Origin of the sequence: Silvanigrella aquatica, assembly GCF_001907975.1 — a bacterium.
Classification (GTDB): domain Bacteria; phylum Bdellovibrionota_B; class Oligoflexia; order Silvanigrellales; family Silvanigrellaceae; genus Silvanigrella; species Silvanigrella aquatica.
In genome coordinates this window covers 76801-94630 of the sequence record NZ_CP017834.1, presented here as the reverse complement: position 1 = coordinate 94630, position 17830 = coordinate 76801, and the positions used below count along the sequence as shown (strand labels likewise).

At 32.7% G+C, this 17830-nt stretch carries 14 protein-coding genes; 12 read left to right on the top strand and 2 right to left on the bottom strand.

The features are described 5' to 3' along the window. Positions 1–94 precede the first annotated feature (94 nt). Positions 95–1654 carry a hypothetical protein gene (locus AXG55_RS00390; protein ID WP_148696176.1) on the top strand — a complete coding sequence of 520 codons (1560 nt, stop codon included), beginning with the start codon at positions 95–97 and terminating at the stop codon, positions 1652–1654. A gap of 382 nt (positions 1655–2036) precedes the next feature. Beyond that, complete coding sequence (locus AXG55_RS00385) at positions 2037–2324, top strand: PH domain-containing protein (RefSeq protein ID WP_148696175.1); 288 nt, start codon at positions 2037–2039, stop codon at positions 2322–2324. 49 nt (positions 2325–2373) lie between these two features. Here the strand turns inward: AXG55_RS00385 and AXG55_RS00380 are convergent, their stop codons facing one another. Then, positions 2374–4860: an excinuclease ABC subunit UvrA gene (locus AXG55_RS00380; protein ID WP_148696174.1), complete on the bottom strand. Its 2487-nt coding sequence runs from the start codon at positions 4858–4860 to the stop codon at positions 2374–2376. A gap of 123 nt (positions 4861–4983) precedes the next feature. Between AXG55_RS00380 and AXG55_RS00375 the strand changes: the two genes are divergently transcribed. Genes AXG55_RS00375 through AXG55_RS00365 form a run of 3 tightly spaced genes read left to right on the top strand, consistent with a single transcriptional unit; the run spans position 4984 to position 7736 of the window. After that, positions 4984–6129 (top strand): aminoglycoside phosphotransferase family protein, encoded by a 1146-nt coding sequence (locus tag AXG55_RS00375; RefSeq protein ID WP_148696173.1) that lies wholly within the window; start codon positions 4984–4986, stop codon positions 6127–6129. A 15-nt stretch (positions 6130–6144) separates the two neighbouring features. Further along, a complete protein-coding gene (locus tag AXG55_RS00370) occupies positions 6145–7179 on the top strand; it encodes a nucleotidyltransferase family protein (RefSeq protein ID WP_148696172.1) in 1035 nt (344 codons plus the stop codon). Positions 7180–7205: 26 nt separating this feature from the next. Then, entirely contained in the window at positions 7206–7736 is a 531-nt protein-coding gene (locus AXG55_RS00365) for a hypothetical protein (RefSeq protein WP_148696171.1), read from the top strand. A 185-nt stretch (positions 7737–7921) separates the two neighbouring features. Here AXG55_RS00365 and AXG55_RS00360 read toward each other — a convergent pair whose 3' ends face one another. Further along, positions 7922–8776, bottom strand: a complete 855-nt coding sequence (locus tag AXG55_RS00360) for a LysM peptidoglycan-binding domain-containing protein (RefSeq protein ID WP_148696170.1) — start codon at positions 8774–8776, stop codon at positions 7922–7924. 164 nt (positions 8777–8940) lie between these two features. On the opposite strand from AXG55_RS00360, the gene rsmH reads away from it, so the two are divergent. Genes rsmH through AXG55_RS00325 form a run of 7 tightly spaced genes read left to right on the top strand, consistent with a single transcriptional unit; the run spans position 8941 to position 17821 of the window. Further along, the gene (rsmH, locus tag AXG55_RS00355) at positions 8941–10005 is read left to right on the top strand and encodes a 16S rRNA (cytosine(1402)-N(4))-methyltransferase RsmH (protein ID WP_233231269.1); all 1065 of its coding nucleotides are present in this window, start codon (positions 8941–8943) and stop codon (positions 10003–10005) included. Between the two features lie 3 nt (positions 10006–10008). Continuing rightward, positions 10009–10308, top strand: coding sequence for a hypothetical protein (locus AXG55_RS00350; RefSeq protein WP_148696168.1), 300 nt, complete (start codon positions 10009–10011; stop codon positions 10306–10308). Positions 10309–10323: 15 nt separating this feature from the next. Beyond that, positions 10324–12213, top strand: coding sequence for a peptidoglycan D,D-transpeptidase FtsI family protein (locus AXG55_RS00345; RefSeq protein WP_148696167.1), 1890 nt, complete (start codon positions 10324–10326; stop codon positions 12211–12213). Between the two features lie 4 nt (positions 12214–12217). Then, positions 12218–13900, top strand: a complete 1683-nt coding sequence (locus AXG55_RS00340; protein WP_148696166.1) for a UDP-N-acetylmuramoyl-L-alanyl-D-glutamate--2,6-diaminopimelate ligase — start codon at positions 12218–12220, stop codon at positions 13898–13900. Between the two features lie 5 nt (positions 13901–13905). Then, on the top strand, positions 13906–15021 hold the full coding sequence (gene mraY, locus AXG55_RS00335) for a phospho-N-acetylmuramoyl-pentapeptide-transferase (RefSeq protein WP_148696165.1): 1116 nt from the start codon (positions 13906–13908) through the stop codon (positions 15019–15021). 12 nt (positions 15022–15033) lie between these two features. Continuing rightward, a complete protein-coding gene (gene murD / locus AXG55_RS00330; protein WP_148696164.1) occupies positions 15034–16623 on the top strand; it encodes a UDP-N-acetylmuramoyl-L-alanine--D-glutamate ligase in 1590 nt (529 codons plus the stop codon). Continuing rightward, positions 16610–17821, top strand: coding sequence for an FtsW/RodA/SpoVE family cell cycle protein (locus tag AXG55_RS00325; protein ID WP_148696163.1), 1212 nt, complete (start codon positions 16610–16612; stop codon positions 17819–17821). The genes murD and AXG55_RS00325 overlap by 14 nt, the downstream gene beginning before the upstream one ends. Positions 17822–17830: the final 9 nt, after the last annotated feature.

Here is a 17830-nt window from a genome sequence, read left to right as displayed (position 1 = left end):
AAAAATATTAGCAGTTACTTAAATACATTTTCATTCCTAAACTTTAGCTAATACAGACAAAAATTTTTGTCTGTATTTAAGAGAAGAATAAATCATGAAAAAATATTATTTAATTATATTTTTATTTTTAGAAATAATTTCAATTAAATTTTATGAAAATAAAAATTTTTTAATTTCACAAGCACAAGCTGATGAACCCGTTCCTGGGCATTGTACTTTACCGCCAAAATTAAGCCCAAACATACCTGTTGATATGTCAGCACCCAATTCGCAGGTAAATGCCAACTGTCTTGCTTGGCAAGAATTTATTTCATTAAATTGGGTAGCAAATGCAGAAACCTGTGAAGCAGATGATAATCAAACTCCTCAGAATTTTGGAGTTGCTCTTAATTCCTCTCCTGTGGTATGGGAAACTTATAAAGAAACATCAGAAATATTTTTAAAAAAAGCACAAAAACCTGCAGCTTGGTGCAGCAAACAAAATTTACCCCCACAATGGAAATCAAAATTAAAATCTACTTTGCCTAATTCAAAACATGGTTATAAAATATTAGCTTCTATTTCAAAAAATAAAAACAATTCTGATATATTAAATTTAGAGTCCTATGAACAAGCGGGTGCAAACTCTTGGATAACTTCCCAAGCGAAAAAACTCGCACTATATGAAATTCGAGTCAATGAAGATGAATTTAATTATATTAATAAAAATGAACTTTATAATGCGAATACGCAGCAAAAAATTGTTACAACACAAGGGATTAATTTACCAGATGGGTCTGCTACATTTTCTCAATATGGAAAAATAGGATCTATTGAATTAAAAGCATCTTGGGTAGAATTACCTGACTCCAAAACCTGGCCGTATTTTAAGATATCAAAAGCCGTCGTAAGATATCCTAATAATAAAACACCACAAACAGTAACTGTGGGACTTACAGGTTTACATATTATACATAAAACAAAACGCTCTCCCCAATTTATTTGGGCAACTTTTGAACATGTTAATAACTCTCCAGACATTAAAAATAATAAAAATAATTTGTTACCTTGGTATACTTTTTATAATTTAAACTGCAATCCAAATAGTGATCATTACCATTGCTACCCTAATGCGCAACCACCTAGTGCCACTCCTCAAAAACCTTATTTTCCTACTTATCCTCAAGATCCCTATGAGGCACCTATTCAAGTAATGCGTATGACACCTATAAGTAACACTACTGTCAACCCTGTTGCCGATTTAAACAAATGGGTTTGGAATCAAGTGATTGCTCCAGCAAATAAAAATTCTGTGTTTTTAAATTATCAACTTGTGAATGTAGTATGGGCAAATAGTCCCCAAATAATACAACCGGGAGCGCCTGTGCCACTGACAGATGGCAATCAACAGCCCAGTGATACCATAGTTGCAAATACCACTATGGAAACTTATTTCCAGGAAACAAAAAGCTGCTTATTTTGTCATCAATATGCTTCTATTGCTGACGTCAGTTCCACTAAGTCAAAAAGTAAAAATCACTTTATTTTAGAGACTCAAAATATATTAAAGTTATTACAATTAAAAAATTATAAGGGTGAAGAGAAAGTCAAAGGTAACAATGCAAAATACGCTTCAGATTATTCTTTTATTTTCTCCAGTGCGCAGAGTCCATAAACGAAATCATCTTCATGATTTAATTATTAAAAAATAATAAAAGAAGAAAAATATCTATAAAATTTTTAAATACTAATTTTTATCTAAAAAATATGTAAAAATTTATATTGCAAATTTCGAAAGAAATACTTTAGTATATTCTGAAGAAATAATTAAGGTTTGCATTTTTGTATAGGAGACAATCATGCCTATTCGATTGAGAGATGGAGAAAAGATTGAGGCGGAAGCCCATTTTCATTGATCAGCTTTTTTATTAAGCAAAATTCTAGCAGGATTATCTATTCTTATCCTTATAATTACAATATTAAATTTAATTATAAATCGATTCAATAATGTCAACAAAAATTATTCCCTTGAATTATTTTTTATTTTTATACTGTTTATGCCCTTTGTTTACAAATGGCTTCAAAATAAATCTAAAAAATATATTGTCACAAATCAAAGAGTCTATATTGAAAATGGAATCATTGCCAAATCAGAAACAGAGCTTCCATTAAATAAAATTAATGATATTTTGTTAAAACAAGGTATTGTTCAAAGATTAGTTGGTGCAGGAAATATTCGTATTTTTACAGGAAACGATAAACCAACAATTATTTTTGATATTGATGCTCCTGATAGTTTTAAAAATAAATTAACCGAAATGATTGAAAATAAATCAAGAAATTAAAAAAATGGCCACAGATTAAAAAAGAGAAAGTCACACTAAAAATCTAATTTCAAAACTCAACAATATGATCTGCAAAAGGCAAAAACTCTTCACGATTTTCAACTAAAATAAATGTTGCTCCACGTCCTGTCATGACGCGCATAAGTTCTCCTAAAATAGAAATATCAGGGCCATGCAAACCCGTACTGGGATGAGTCAAAATAAACCAAGCTCCTTCTAAATTGGCACGTTTTAATTCAATTGTTAAGTTCAGTCTTTGCAATTCTCCTCCACTAAGAGAATCCATCCCTTGCCCTAGCTGCACATATCCGAGACCAAATTGGCATGCTCTAAATATCCGATTCGCTATAATGCGATGGTTTTCAAAAACTTCTAATGCTTGTTCAAGTGTAAAATTCATTACATCTGCCAAATTAAATCCTTTAAATCGAGGTAACAAACTTCTCGAATTTAATTTGGCACCTAAGCATAATTCACATTCTACACGCACAGGCTCTGCATATCGTTGCGGCAATTCAATATAGCCTTTTCCTGCGCAGTGTTCACATTGTCCTAATTTTGAATTCCATGAAAAATGACTTTCCATTAAGCCCATGACTTGACTTGAAGGAAGTTGTGAAAAAATCTCCCTTAAAGGTTTTATCACTTCAAGTGCGGAAGCAACGCTGCGCCTTGAGCTGCGCGTAACGCTTCCTGGTTTCACATATCCGACAATATTTACGCAAATATCGGGTGAGGCACTAAGGTTACAAAATTCTTTAAATGGAATTTTAATATCTTGTTCCGCATCGGGGTTTTTCCCTCCTAAAGAATAGAGGGCGGGAAGGAGGCAAAGTTCTAAAAAGGAGGATTTTCCAAACCCAGAAGCACCTCGAAACAAAGTAATAACACCTTGTTTTATTTGTATTTTTTTTACTTTTAAGTTTCTGACCGCAACATCCGAAAAGATAAGAGCAGCAACTGCATTCTTAGAAGGGAGCTGCGATGAAACAGCATGATTTCGTTTTTTTGAATTCGCCTTGGCTTGTCTTGGTAATTTCTCCTGAAAGATCTCTCGAGATTCAAAATTGGTCTTATTTGCTACAGAATGTTCTTTGGCAAGAAATACATCCAAATCCGGCAGGGCAGTGGTTGTGGCAACAACTTGTCCACCATGCACACCTGCGCCCGGGCCCATTAAAAATAAAAAATCGCAACAAGCTAAAAAAACAGGGTGATGCTCCACGGCAAGTACCGTTGCGCCTTCTTTTACAATTTCTTGCAAAACAGAAGTCAGCTGCTTAACTTCTTGAGCTGTTAAACCTTGGCAAGGCTCATCAATAACATACAAAACTCCTGTTAACTTATTTGAGATCATGGAGGCGAGACGGAGGCGCTGCAAATCGCCTGGCGAAAGACTGCCCCCTGCACGATTTAAATTCAAATGCCCTAATCCCAAACGATGAATACTAAAAATCGATCGCGATAATTCAGAATAAACTTTCAATTTTGATTTATCATTTTGCACATGAGATTTTAATTCGTGCATGACAAATAATTGAAGTTTCTGCATGGTCATCATATGTGTTTCTTTAAAAGTTTTTCCACACACCCTGACAATGGGCGAATCGGGATTTAATCGTGATCCTAAACATTGTTTACAAGGAAATAAATCAGCAGATAAAGCATTATGTTGAGCACCATTGCCATCACATTTTAAGCATTTTCCTAGAGAGGAATGACTAAAATAACGAGGATCTAATTTGGGAGCACTTTCGCCACATTGAGGGCAATTGGACTTTGTATTAAATTTTATTTCCTCAGTTAAATACTCTATTTTAACAATTCCTTTTCCATGTTCTAGCGCTTGTAATAAAGCACGTTCTATTCTTTGTTTTTTTTCTTGAGAAATAATGCTGTAATCAATAATAACATCGATAGTATTTAATTTTTTCGCATCAATTTTTATTTTTTCATTATCATCTTGTAAATCGTAGTTATCACCATTAACACGTAATTTTGAAAATCCTAATTCTCGAAATTTTTCAATTTCATCGGCAAATCCACCCTTCCGCTTTTCACAAATAGGCGCAATAATTTTAATTTTCTTTCCTTCATAGTCCTCAAATACTTTTTTACAAAGATCTGGAAAAGAAATTGAACGCAATGGAATATCGCATTTGTGGCAATAGACATCACCAAAGGCGGCATAATAAACGCGGAGGAGATCACTTATCCCCGAAATGGTTCCCACTGTAGATAGCTTACCTGCAACGCCTTGTTTTTGAGAAAGTCCGAGAGCAGGAGGGAGTCCTGATAAGGCACGAAAGCGAGGACGCGCCATTTTAGACCAATTTGAGCTTCCCATAACATAAATTGGAGTTTGGCTTGAATCGGCAAAGCGCCGAAAGGCTTCTGCATAAATAGTGTCAAAAACCAAGCTGCTTTTTCCAGAACCACTCACACCTGTAAAAACAACTAATTTATTTTTAGGAACATCCACATCAATATTTTTTAAATTATGCTCTTGCGCACCACGAACAGAAATGCTTGCCACTACGAAACCTTTCGCAAGGGTTGACGAAATACACATCTATATAACACAATTACTATAAGGGATCACTTGCAAAAGCGTACGACCTTAAATGCTTCCCAAGCCGTCCTACACTAAGGAAACAAAATGACAAGCATTCTTTCCCTTGACATAGAATCGGATCAAATTATGCTAAAAATTCAAAATTTTAAAGTTTTAAATCCCGATCAAATTATTGCAAATAAAGATCCTGTTTTAATTCTTATTGCAGGAGACGCAAGTGATAGAAAATTTTTTAGACTTATCAATGACAATAAAAAAGCAATTTGTATGCAATTTCCTAAATGGGAAGGAGGCTATGGAGGCGATCCTATCAGTTGGATAGGTATGCATAATGCTCTTATTCAAATGGAATTGCCTCTACCAAATATAATCGAAATAGATGAAACAAACGCCTGCATTTGGACAGAAGATTTAGGAGATACTTTTTTAAGCTCAACTTTAGAAACTCCAATTTTAGATGTAAAAAATCCTGCTTGTCAAAAATCTATTGATTATTATAAAGAATCTCTTTGCTTGCTTATTCAAGCACAATATCCTCATCGTAATATTGACCATCCCGCGATGAATAGATACTTTGATTTTGAAAAATTATATTATGAATTGAATTTTTTTGTAACTCATTTTTTAAATGGTTTTTTAGACCTAAATATCAATGAAAATAATAAAGAGCATAAAGGCTTATTTGAAGATTTAAATTTACTTGCAAAAAAACTAGATGCTTGTGAAAGAGTTTTATGCCACAGGGATTACCATGTGCGAAATATCATGGTTCATAATAATAAAATATACTGGATTGATTTTCAAGATGCCCGTATGGGTCCTCATTCCTATGATGTTGTTAGCTTAGTACGAGATAGCTATGTACACATCACTTGGGAAACAAGAAAATATTTATTTGATTTTTACCTTGAAAAAATGAATCATGCCCGAGAAAGAAATAATTTAAACCCTATTTCCGAAACAAGTTTTCAATTAGAATTGTTACTTATGGGATTGCAAAGAAACATTAAAGCCATTGGAAGCTTTGGATATCTTGCAACAAAAAAAGGAAAACCAGGTTATTTGCAGTACATAAAGCATACTCTTGAAATACTCTTCTCGGCAGAAGCACGAACTCATGCAGAAACAGATTTAAAAAGTATGATGCCCCATTTATTTCAACTTATTGAAAGTTTATATTCAGGAGAGTTGTCACAAAAACTCAATAAACTCATTAAAAATAATTTTTGAAATTTTAGGATATACATGTTTTCTCAAAACGATTTAAAGCAATTTATACCTATCGTTCTATGTGCTGGATTTGGAACACGCTTAAAACCTCTTACAAATTACATTCCTAAAGTTGTTTGCCCTATTATCAGTAAGCCAGCGGCTTTTTTAAATATCGAATTATTTTTTCAGGCTGGATTTGAAAAAGTTCATTGTAATACTCATTATTTACATATAGAAGTCAAAAATGAATTGATGGCAGCAGCAAAATATTTTGGCTATGACCCTTCGCGAATTGTCTTTTGGCATGAAGAAGAAATATTAGAAACCGGCGGCGGCATTGCCCGAATTTATCATGAAATAGTAAAAAATAAATCAGAAAATTCAAAGGATGTCATTGCTGTTTCTGGAGATATTGTTGCCGATTTTCCTTTGCAAGAAATGATTGAAAAATGGAAAAATAAATCCTCAGATGATTATGCTCTCATGTGTACAAAAAAAATTAAAGAAGCACGAAAAGATGCCACATGGGTTGCTCAAGATGAAAAATATATTAAAGGATTTGGTGAAAAATTTGATGAGAAAGAAAAATGTATTGCGAAAGTATTTACAAACCACCAAATTTTGAGCAGGGATATTTTAAATCAAGTCCCCATTGAAAAAAAATCGAGCATTGACATATACTATCGCAAATTAATTTCGCTTCATAAAAATATAATAAACCTTCCATACCCAGAAAATAGATATTGGTTTGATATTGGAACGCCTCAAAATTATTTAGAATGTATTGAATTTTTTGATAAAAATATTATAAAAAATAAAGATTTAAAAAATTACCGAAACCAAAGTATTGTAAATTATTGTTATATAACACCGCAAAAAGTTTTTGAGTTCATTAAAAAAAATAATTATAAAATACAAGAAAATATAAATGATAAGAAGATTATTATTTCCTTTCATGACCAAGATAAAAATAATATTAAAAATAATTTTATTTCATTAAACGAATTTACCGAGAACAGTTCTTCACAACCAGCTTCAACAAACAATGAATTTTTATTCCTATTGTAAGATATTTAATATTAAATGGAGACATTATGAGAATAATTTTTATTTCTGGAGATGGACATGGAGCCGGAAAAACTTATTTGTCCAAAAAAATTGCCAGTGGAAAACATGAATTATTTTCCATTGCCAATATGATTCGTAAAGATCTTCTAGTCAAATACCCAAAATACGATTGGTATAATAAAAATCCAAGATTTAAAGACTCTACCATTGTAAAGGAAACAGGAAAAACAGTTCACCAAATGCTTGATGAAAAAGGCGATGAAGAAAAAACGAAAAATAAAATTTATTGGGCAAAACAACTTGTTGATTTGATTGTTTATAATAGAGACCATTTAAATTTAGATCTTGCTATTATAGATGATATCCGTTACGTTGATGAATATGAATTTATTAAAAGAACTTTTCAACAAGAGCATATCACTCACTTTCATGTGATCAATCCTCATGCAAAACCAGAACCTCTTTATGAAAATGACCAATTAAAAGATTTAGCTGATTATCATATCATCTCAAGAAGAGTAATTAATTTCAAAAAAGACAGTAAAAATAATGAATAAAAATTAATCATAACTAAATTCTATTTTATAGAAATTTAATCTAACTTACTTTTTAGTTATTTGTCATTTTAATCATTTATTTACTTTGGCATTTTTAATTTTAATAAGTATTTTTGCAGCTTTACTTATTTTGCAATTATGAATGCGACATAAAACAACATTAAACTGAATTTGAATATTATATATTACTCTCTATTGAGATCATTTTTATCTGTAGAATTATTTTTAGTATCTTTATCTTCCTGGCTATCTGTTTTTGCACTATTATCTCTTTCTGATTTAATTTCATCTGAGACTTTATCCTCAGTCTTAACATCTTCTTTTAGAGCGCTGTTGTTTTGATTATTATTTTTGTTATTATCTGAATTTAAAATTTCATCGCTTGAATTTTTTTGCATTGGTGTTTCTTTGTTATCATTTCCTTTTTCATTACTAATAATAGCACTAGCATCTGCCGTAAGAGCCTTTGGTCTAAAATAAATAGCTGTGCCTACTTTAATCCTATCAGGATTCATGATTTGTGGATTTTCTTTCCAGAGAACTCGCCAGTCTTTTGCTTTACCAAATACAACTTTAGATATTTGATAAAGAGTATCTCCTTTTTTTACAATTATTTTTGCCTTAGGAGCATTTTCGTATGTTTCTGCAAATATTTTTGATCTATCAGTCACTGTATAGTAAATAACATCACCGGCATAAATTTTATTTGCGTCTATAAGATGATTTAATTCTGCAATTTTTTTCCAAGATTTACTTTCTCCGTAAATTCTTTTACTAATTTTCGCCAAATTATCTCCCGCTTTTACATAGTAGGGCATTAATATTTCTTGATTTGCAGGAGGAACAAGGCCTTCCGCATAATCTGGAGATAATTTATTATTAGGCTCTTCTTTAACTTCAGCTGTAATTTGAGGAGTTTCTTTATTATTTTCTGATGAAGTCATACACCCATATAGTGCTAGGGATAGGAGTATTCCAATGAGTATAGATTGACATTTTCTATATTTAGTCGCAATTCTTTGCATAAAATTATTCTTCATGGCACATTTTATCCCCAAACTGTAAATTTCTTTTACTTGGCCATTATCGGACTTGATAAAATGAAGTTGAATACTTTAGGCATATATGAGTGTGCCACGTTTTTGACTAAATGTTAAAAAAGACACTCAAATCAATTACTTTTGAAACCAAAATGAGGTTTTCAATGAATCAAGAATTCAATCACATTACCGTATTAAAGAACGAAACAATAGAAAATATACTCTCTTTAGAAAAGTTATTGAATCATAATACGGAACAAAAATTGATCATAGTCGATGCCACATTAGGAGGCGCAGGACACGCTTCTCATTTAGTAGAGCGTATAGCAAATGACAAATTATTTCCTAATTTTAAACTGCATATTGTTGGATTTGATCAAGATATTTCTGCATTAAATTTCTCAAATGAGAAGCTAAAAAACCTAAAAAACACATATAAAAATTTTACTTTTTCACTATTTAATGAAAATTTTAAAAATCTTTTCGATGTTATGAGAACAAATTTTCCTGGGCAAAAAATACATGGGCTCTATGCTGATTTTGGTGTGAGTTCTCCCCAATTAGACAAAGGAACTCGAGGATTTTCACTCATTCACGATGGCCCTATCGATATGCGCATGGATACCAGTAAAGAATTTACTGCAAAAGATTTACTAGAAACTTATTCCGAAGAAGATCTCATTCGTCTTTTTTTCGAATATGGCGAGGAGCCCAAAGCAAGAAAATTAGCAAAAGCCATTGTCCAAGATCGAAAATTAAAAAAATTGCCCCTGGAAAGTACAGTTGAGCTTGCAAAATACATCAAACAAGTTCTTGCCTATCCAAACAGCCGCATACACCCTGCAACAAGAGCTTTTCAGGCTCTCCGCATAGAAGTCAATAAGGAGCTAGAATCCATTCATCAACTCCTACAAAATGTGCCTAAGCTTATGGCACTCCATAGCAAAGTTGCTTTTATTTCCTTCCACTCCCTTGAAGATCGCATTGTAAAGCATGCCATGCGGAATTGGCAAAAAGGAAAAAATGCACTTGAAAAACAAAACAATAAAAAAGAATTTTCTATCCCCTTGCATATGCAGCTTCATTTAGAAGAAAATCATAATAGTAGCTTTGGGAAGGAAGTCCCCCGTGGCGGAATCACAGCTTCTGAAGAAGAATGTCAAATTAACATCCGATCCCGTTCCGCACGACTGCGCTGTTTTGAATTTTCTAAAGAAGTGGAGTCTTGATCTATGCTAAAATTTTTCAAAGGATTTGATGCTATTATTGCAATTATTTTTTTAACTATTATTGTAGGTGTAATTGTAATTACAATGAGATCAAAAACATATTCAGTTGGTTATGAAATCGCGTCCTTAAAGTCAAAAGAAAAATCATTGCGACAAAGACAAATTGAATTGCTATCTGATTTAGCATCAACTGAGAGAAATGTGCGAGACAATTTGCTTTCTCAAAAAGACAATTTTGGAAAACCCAAATATATTTTACCCGATCCCAAACGCGTTTTAAGATCAGAGCAAGTGTTACACTAATTTAAAGGTAACAAAATGGTAGGAAAATCAATTAATGAATCGAGTGTATTTAAAAGAATAAGATACTATTTTGACCCAACCAAAATAAAAAATGAACCCAATTTCAATATTCGTGCTTACGCTATGGCCGCTATTTATTGTTTATTTTTGACTTTAATACTCATCCGATACGCTTGGATTACTTTTTTTCCTACTCCACTACGCACAAGACTCATTGAAACAGGATCGAGGCAATTTGAAACAAATTTAACATTAGCAAAACCAAGAGCCACAATAACCGATCGCAATGGACGAGTTTTAGCAGTCAGTATTTCTAGACCGAGTATTTTTTTATTAACAAGAAAAATGCCAGAAGATGTTGAAATATTAAAAAAAGTAGCACATCAAATTCAAGTTCCCCTGAACACATTAATTGCTTATTCAGATGAAAAAAGGAACTTTATTTGGCTAAGAAGACAAATCAGCCAATCCGAATTTAATAAAATGGGATCTTTAAAAAAATGGCAAGATTTTATTGGTGTGATTGATGAGCCGAAACGTGTTTATCCAGAAAAAGACCTCGCTTCTCAACTCATTGGTTTTGTAGGAACAGACGGAAATGGTCTCGAAGGAATTGAAAAAATATACAATTCTCGCTTGAATATAAAACCCATTAAATCAGAAGTCATGAAAGATGCCAGGGGACGCCTTGTCATGGTAACACCAAATGATGCCTCTAAACCAGAACAAAAAGCACCTAATCTCAAACTTTCCATAGATCTTTCCATTCAAGAATTTGCTCAAAATGCCTTAAGAGAAGGAGTGATCAAATCGAAAGCAAAAGGCGGTAGTGCTATTGTCATGGATGTACAAACAGGTGAAATTTTATCTATGGCAAGTTATCCTACTTATGACTTAAATAGCCCCCCTGAAAATGATCCTTCTTCACGCCGACTACGTCCTGTTATGGATGCCATAGAATTAGGATCAGTAGTAAAACCAATGTGGATTTCTAAAGCACTTGACCTAGGATTAATTAAACAAGATACAAAAATTTATGCCGAAAATGGTCAAATGACTTTGCCCGGAGGAATCATTCATGATACTCACGCACACGGATGGATTACACCGGAAGAAATATTAAAAGTAAGTAGCAATATTGGTGCTTATAAAGTCGTTCAAAAATTAGGGCGCGATACCTTTTATGATGCACTGATGAAAATTGGTTTTGGACGTCAACCGGGCACAGGTTTACCAGGCGAATGGGGCGGAAGAATAAAAAAAGTGAGTACATGGCGCGAAATGAATTTTGCAAACATGGCTTTTGGACAAGGTTTTGCCATATCTCCCTTACAACTTGCCCATGGGCTTTCCATAATTGTTGGCGATGGCGTTGATCATGGTGTTAACTTAATTGCTATCGATGAAAAAAATGAAAATGATTTAATTGGCCCTCCTCTAAAATATATCAATCCTAAAACAAGCAAAACCATTGCAGAAATGATGGAATCTGTCGTTGAAGAAGAAGGCGGAACAGGTGCTCCTGCGCGCATTCCGGGGATTTTAGTTTCAGGAAAAACAGGCACGGCACAAATTTGGTCAAGTAAAGATCATGCTTACTCAGGAAGAACAGCTGTATTTGAAGGCGTTATTCCTTCTGATGATCCCAAACTAGTCATCGTTGTTGTCATCGATGAAGCAGGAGTGAGACCCGCCTATGGAGGCCCTCTTGCGGGACCTGTATTTGCAGAAATTGGAAAAAAAACAGTAGAGTACTTAAATTCACAAGGAATTTATAACGTCAAAAGCTATGAAAATGCCTATCTCAAAAAAAACAAGAAAAATATTTCTGACATACAAAAAAAATCTGACAATACAGTCTTAATTCAGCCAAAACAAAAAGAGACACAAACAAAGGAATTTTAATTCAATGTCGCTTCCGTTAAAACTAGAACTCCCCCTTATTTCTTTAAAAGAAGTTATTGTCATATTTGAACAATTTAATCTAATAATCAAAAATAAACCAAGCTTAAGCAAAAATACAAAGAAATTTAATTTAATTATAAATTCAAAAGATTTAAATTCCTATTCTGAAAAAAAGAATGAATACAAAAAAAACTCTTTTATCTATATTGCGCGCGCAGGTAAAAAATTTGATGGGCATTTATTAGCTGAAGATATTTTAAATTCGGATAATTATATTATTGGAAATCCGGAAAACATAAAAATACTTGCATTTAAGCACAATTATTCAAATGAAAAAATTGACTTTATATTATCGCACGAAAATTTTATTCCTGTTCATAACATTGAAAAATCAATTTATATATTACTTGAAAATCAATTTAAAATTGAAAAAAATAATTTTTTTTCAATTGGGGTTACCGGTACAAATGGCAAAACCTCTGTAGTACAAATTTGTTCACAAATATTAAGTATATTATCCAATAATACTAATGTTCGAATTGGTACTTTAGGAATTCAATTTGGCTCCGAAACTTTAGAGGGAAGCCATGTAACCACACCTGATTATCCTTCACTTTTACAAATATTAAATCTTTCTCAAATAAATAATATAAGCGATATTATAATGGAAGTCACATCACATGGGTTGATGGAGAATAGATTAGGCAACTGGAGTATAGATGCTGCAATTTTTACGAATTTGACACAAGATCATCTTGACTACCATGGAAATATGGAAAACTATAGAAATGCAAAATTAAAATTATTTACTGAAATTCTTAAAGAAACAGGAACTGCTATCATATGCACCCACAATTCGGAATGGAAGGAATTTGCACAAAAGGCAGCCGGTTCTCAAAGAAAATTAATTGGCGTTGGTTTTGAAGATAATGCTGAACATTTTATATCTTTATTTGATAAAAAATATAAATCACTCTATTATATTAGCATTACAAACCAAAAATCATCTCTTTCTGGAGTTTCAGGAGTTTTAAGGTTACAAAATCAACTTCAAACTATTGAAACTGCAGAATTTCACGCCGCAATTATAGGTGAATTTCAATTTGATAATTTGCTTTGTGCTATCGCGGCATGCCTGAGTAAAGGATATTCCCTTCGCGAAATTTCTCAAACATTAAAGCATATTAAAAATATTCCAGGCAGACTTGAAATCATTCACTCAAATAACAAAAACAAATCCCCTACTGTACTTATTGATTACGCACACTCCCCCGATGCCCTTGAAAAAGCCATTCAAGTTTGCAAAAAGGTATTAAATCAAGAAGGACGCGGAAAACTAATAACCGTATTTGGCTGCGGGGGAGACAGAGATAAAACAAAGAGATCCCTTATGGGACAAATTGCCTCATCACTCTCCGATGAAGTGATAATCACATCGGATAATCCAAGAACAGAAGAACCAAATAAAATTATTGATGATATTTTTGCGGGAATTGTAAATCAGAATCACTGTAAAAGAGAAGTCGATCGAAAAAAGGCAATTCAGCTTGCCATTCATTCTGCAAATAAATTTGATCTTATTCTTGTTGCGGGAAAAGGACATGAGGATTATCAAATTATTGGTAATACAAAATACCCGTTTTCTGATGCGCAAATTGCACTTTCTATATTACATGGGGAGAACTAAACAGGATGATCTACTTACTTATAATGAAACTTATTATGATCAATCCAAAATTTTCTGGATTAAAAGCGTTCTCCTATTTATCAAGTCGCGCCATCTTGGCTCTTATTACAAGTATTGTAGTTTCCATGTTTTTATATCCTAAAGCAATTCGAATTTTAAGATCTTTAAAAGCAGGACAACCCATTCGTGAACTTGGCCTTGAAGAGCAAATGCTTAAAAAAGGTACTCCTACAATGGGGGGAATCATTATTATATTTGCAACACTTTTAAGTGTTATATTATGGATGGATCTTACAAATCGGCATTTCATAACACTATTAATTGTTACAGTTGGTTTTGGCTATGTTGGATTTCTTGATGATTATTTAAAAATAACCCAAAAAAACACCGCAGGATTATCAAGCAAAAAGAAAATGCTTGGACTTTTGATATTTGGAACAGCAGCAATTTCTTGGCATTTATGGTCTTCGTTTCATTTGTCAGTACCCATTTCTTACACATTATACCCAACTTCTGTAAATATACCATTTTTAAAAAATGTGATAATTAATCTCGGCATCTTTTATGCACCGTTCGCTATTTTAGTTATTGTTGGAACAAGTAATGCTGTTAATTTAACAGATGGCTTAGATGGGCTTGCTATAGGTCCCGTAATCACATGCGCTCTCACTCTCATGATACTGAGTTACGTAACAGGAAATATTGTTGTTTCAAAATATCTCTATTATCACACCATTCCAGGATCAGGAGAAATTAGCGTCTTTCTTTCTGCACTCATAGGAGCTTCTATAGGATTTCTTTGGTACAATACCTTCCCTGCGCAAATTTTTATGGGGGACTCGGGAGCATTGGCTCTGGGAGGGATTCTAGGAACCGTTGCCGTCATCACGGGTCACGAAATTTTACTTGTACTTATGGGTGGGATCTTTGTAGCAGAAGCATTGAGTGTCATTATTCAGGTGGCATCCTTTAAAACACGAGGCAAAAGAGTATTTCGCATGGCTCCCGTTCATCACCATTATCAAAAAAAAGGATGGCCGGAGCAAAAAATTACTGTTCGAATTTGGATAATCAGTTTTATACTTGCACTTTTAAGTATTCTTACTCTGAAATTAAGATAGAAAGTAACTAAAATGAGTTTTCGCCATGACATTAAAAATTTAAATTTTTTTATAGCTGGAGCTGCAAAAAGCGGAATTTCAGCTGCAAAGTTATTAAAAAAACATGGTGTTAATGTTTTCATTACTGATGACAATCCATTATTAAATGAAATTCAAAATGAATTAATTGAATTAAATATTCCCTTTGAACAAAATGGACATTCCTTTGAAAAAATAAAAAACGAATGCGATATTATGGTTTTATCTCCAGGAATTATGCAAAGTAAACCAATATCATTACTTTGTAAAAAAAATAATATTCCAGTCGTTAGTGAAATTGAAGTGGCCTCTTGGTTTATGAGTACAGATGATATTTGTCTTGCTGTTACAGGAACAAATGGCAAAAGCACAACAGTTCATTATTTAGCACAACTTGTTGCACAATCTCAATATAATACAAAAGCATGTGGAAATATTGGGACTTCACTCTCACAGACTTTATTAGAGTTTCCAAATACAAATTTATTTGCAATGGAATTAAGTAGCTATCAACTTGAGACAACATATTCTATAAGACCTTTATGTACAGCATTGCTAAATTTACAAAACGACCATTTAAGTCGTTATGAAAATTTAGAAGAATATTTAAAAGCAAAATGGCGTCTTATTTTATTAACTCACGACTCAGGAATTGCCATAATTGATAAAAAAATTATGAAGTTGGTCTTAAAGTTAGGTCTAAGTTTACCACGCGCTCGTGTCATTTTATTAGAGGAATCAGTTCAAGATGAAAATAATTTTACAAAATCTAAATTAAATAATTTAATCGATAAATTTGAATTTTCAAAAACATTACCTTGCCCTACATACCAAGAATTAAATAATTTAGAATTTGAAAATTTAGTTTTTTTAAATAATTTTGAATTTGTTTATGCAAAATATAACTTTGAAAATGGACATATTAACATTTCAATTAATTTAAAAAATCTACAAAAAAAATGGACTATTGAAAACTCATGCCTTCCTGGTCAGCATAATATGACAAATATTCTTTGTGCAAGTTTAATGGCTCTGCATATAGGCATTTCAGAAAATATTATTTTAAATCAATGGAGCGCGACGTCATCAAAATATGAACATTTGCCACATCGTCTTGAAAAAATTTCAAATGGAATAACAATATATAAGGATAATAACCGTAAAGAAAAAAAACTACTTATTATTAATGACTCAAAAGCTACTAATGTTGAAAGCACTCTTGTGGCATTGAACTCTTTCCAATCGCCCATTCGCTTGCTGCTTGGTGGTGAACCGAAAGGCGATAGTTACTTACCTATTACCCCTTATTTTACAAAAAATTTAGTTAAAGTTTACCCTTTTGGTAAAGCAAAAAATTTAATTTCAAACGAATTATTGAAAAGTAAAAACTATATCGCAAAATCCTCTGATAATCTCATTTCTGCCGCAAATTTAGCTCTAGATGAAGCAAAAGAAAATGAAATCATATTATTATCCCCTGGGTGTAGTAGTTTTGATGAGTTTCAAAATTTTGAACACAGAGGTCATGTTTTTCGCAAATGGGCTCTCTCTCATTTAAAGGAAAATCATCGTGAACTTAACTGAAAAAGAATTATTAAATAAAAAAAACTTTAAAAATGAAGAAATTGAAAATATACTCGATGTCTCTAAACCTAGTACCTGGATGACCTATGGTGGGAATGTCCTTTGGGTTCCCGTTATCGCTCTGACTGGTTTTGGAATTTTATTTGTTTATAGCTCCTCTTCTGTATATTCTGCGCAACATTTTGGAACAGAATTTTATTATGCAAAAAAACAAACTTTTTATTTAATACCTGCCCTCATTGCTGCCCTTATTGGAGCTAAGTTTCCATTGGAAACATTCTACAAATATATTAAATATATATTTTTTGGTTTAGTTATAATGGCTTTTGCAACGCATCTTCCATATATTGGACGCACAGTAAGTGGAGCCCCTCGATGGATTAATCTATGGATTCTTCCTCCATTACAGCCCTCAGAATTTTTAAAAGTTTTTGCCATACTTTATTTAACGTGGATTATCACTTCAAAACCTGGATTTTATCAAAAAAATGAGCCCTTTCGTTTGCCTAATTGGATGGAATGGGGATGCCTTGGATTAGCTCCTATTTCCATTATTGCTCAAAAAGATTTTGGAACAACTGTTGTTGTTATATCAGGTATTGTTAGCATATTATTTATGAATGGATTACCAAAAAGATATTTTGCAGGAATTTTTGGAGTATTAATTTTTGGATTGACATCAGCTATATTGGCTGAACCTTACCGTATAACACGTATCATGACATTTTTAGATCCCTTTAAAGACCCCCTTGGTTCAGGATTTCAAGTCATTCAAAGCTTTGTAGCTGTTGCTAATGGCGGATTATTTGGAAGAGGTATTGGGGAAAGTCAACAAAAATTATTTTTCCTTCCCGAAGCTCATACCGACTTTATTCTCGCAGTTATTACAGAAGAAATGGGATTTATTGGCATATTAGTGTTAGCAATTTTATATTCTGTATTATATTATGCCATTCTAAGGCTTGTTTTATATGGCAAAGATTTACGCGATCGCCTTCTTGCTACAGGTGCTTTTGCCATGCTGGTAACAACGACCATTATTAACATGGGTGTTGTTGCGGGCGCTTTACCGAACAAAGGTTTGCCACTTCCTTTTATTTCAAATGGCGGCACGGCATTAATAGCAAACTTTTTTATTATTGGACTTATGTCACAAATATCAAGAAGAATTTATACTCAAAATAATAATTCGATTTAAGGTTTATAA

What these genes read in the sequence shown, in the direction of transcription:
- AXG55_RS00390 (WP_148696176.1), top strand. Translation starts at nt 95, where the DNA reads ATGAAAAAATATTATTTAATTATATTTTTATTTTTAGAAATAATTTCA.
- AXG55_RS00385 (WP_148696175.1), top strand. Translation starts at nt 2,037, where the DNA reads ATGCCCTTTGTTTACAAATGGCTTCAAAATAAATCTAAAAAATATATT.
- AXG55_RS00375 (WP_148696173.1), top strand. Translation starts at nt 4,984, where the DNA reads ATGACAAGCATTCTTTCCCTTGACATAGAATCGGATCAAATTATGCTA.
- AXG55_RS00370 (WP_148696172.1), top strand. Translation starts at nt 6,145, where the DNA reads ATGTTTTCTCAAAACGATTTAAAGCAATTTATACCTATCGTTCTATGT.
- AXG55_RS00365 (WP_148696171.1), top strand. Translation starts at nt 7,206, where the DNA reads ATGAGAATAATTTTTATTTCTGGAGATGGACATGGAGCCGGAAAAACT.
- AXG55_RS00360 (WP_148696170.1), bottom strand. Translation starts at nt 8,776, where the DNA reads ATGAAGAATAATTTTATGCAAAGAATTGCGACTAAATATAGAAAATGT.
- rsmH (WP_233231269.1), top strand. Translation starts at nt 8,941, where the DNA reads ATGAATCAAGAATTCAATCACATTACCGTATTAAAGAACGAAACAATA.
- AXG55_RS00350 (WP_148696168.1), top strand. Translation starts at nt 10,009, where the DNA reads ATGCTAAAATTTTTCAAAGGATTTGATGCTATTATTGCAATTATTTTT.
- AXG55_RS00345 (WP_148696167.1), top strand. Translation starts at nt 10,324, where the DNA reads ATGGTAGGAAAATCAATTAATGAATCGAGTGTATTTAAAAGAATAAGA.
- AXG55_RS00340 (WP_148696166.1), top strand. Translation starts at nt 12,218, where the DNA reads ATGTCGCTTCCGTTAAAACTAGAACTCCCCCTTATTTCTTTAAAAGAA.
- mraY (WP_148696165.1), top strand. Translation starts at nt 13,906, where the DNA reads ATGATCTACTTACTTATAATGAAACTTATTATGATCAATCCAAAATTT.
- murD (WP_148696164.1), top strand. Translation starts at nt 15,034, where the DNA reads ATGAGTTTTCGCCATGACATTAAAAATTTAAATTTTTTTATAGCTGGA.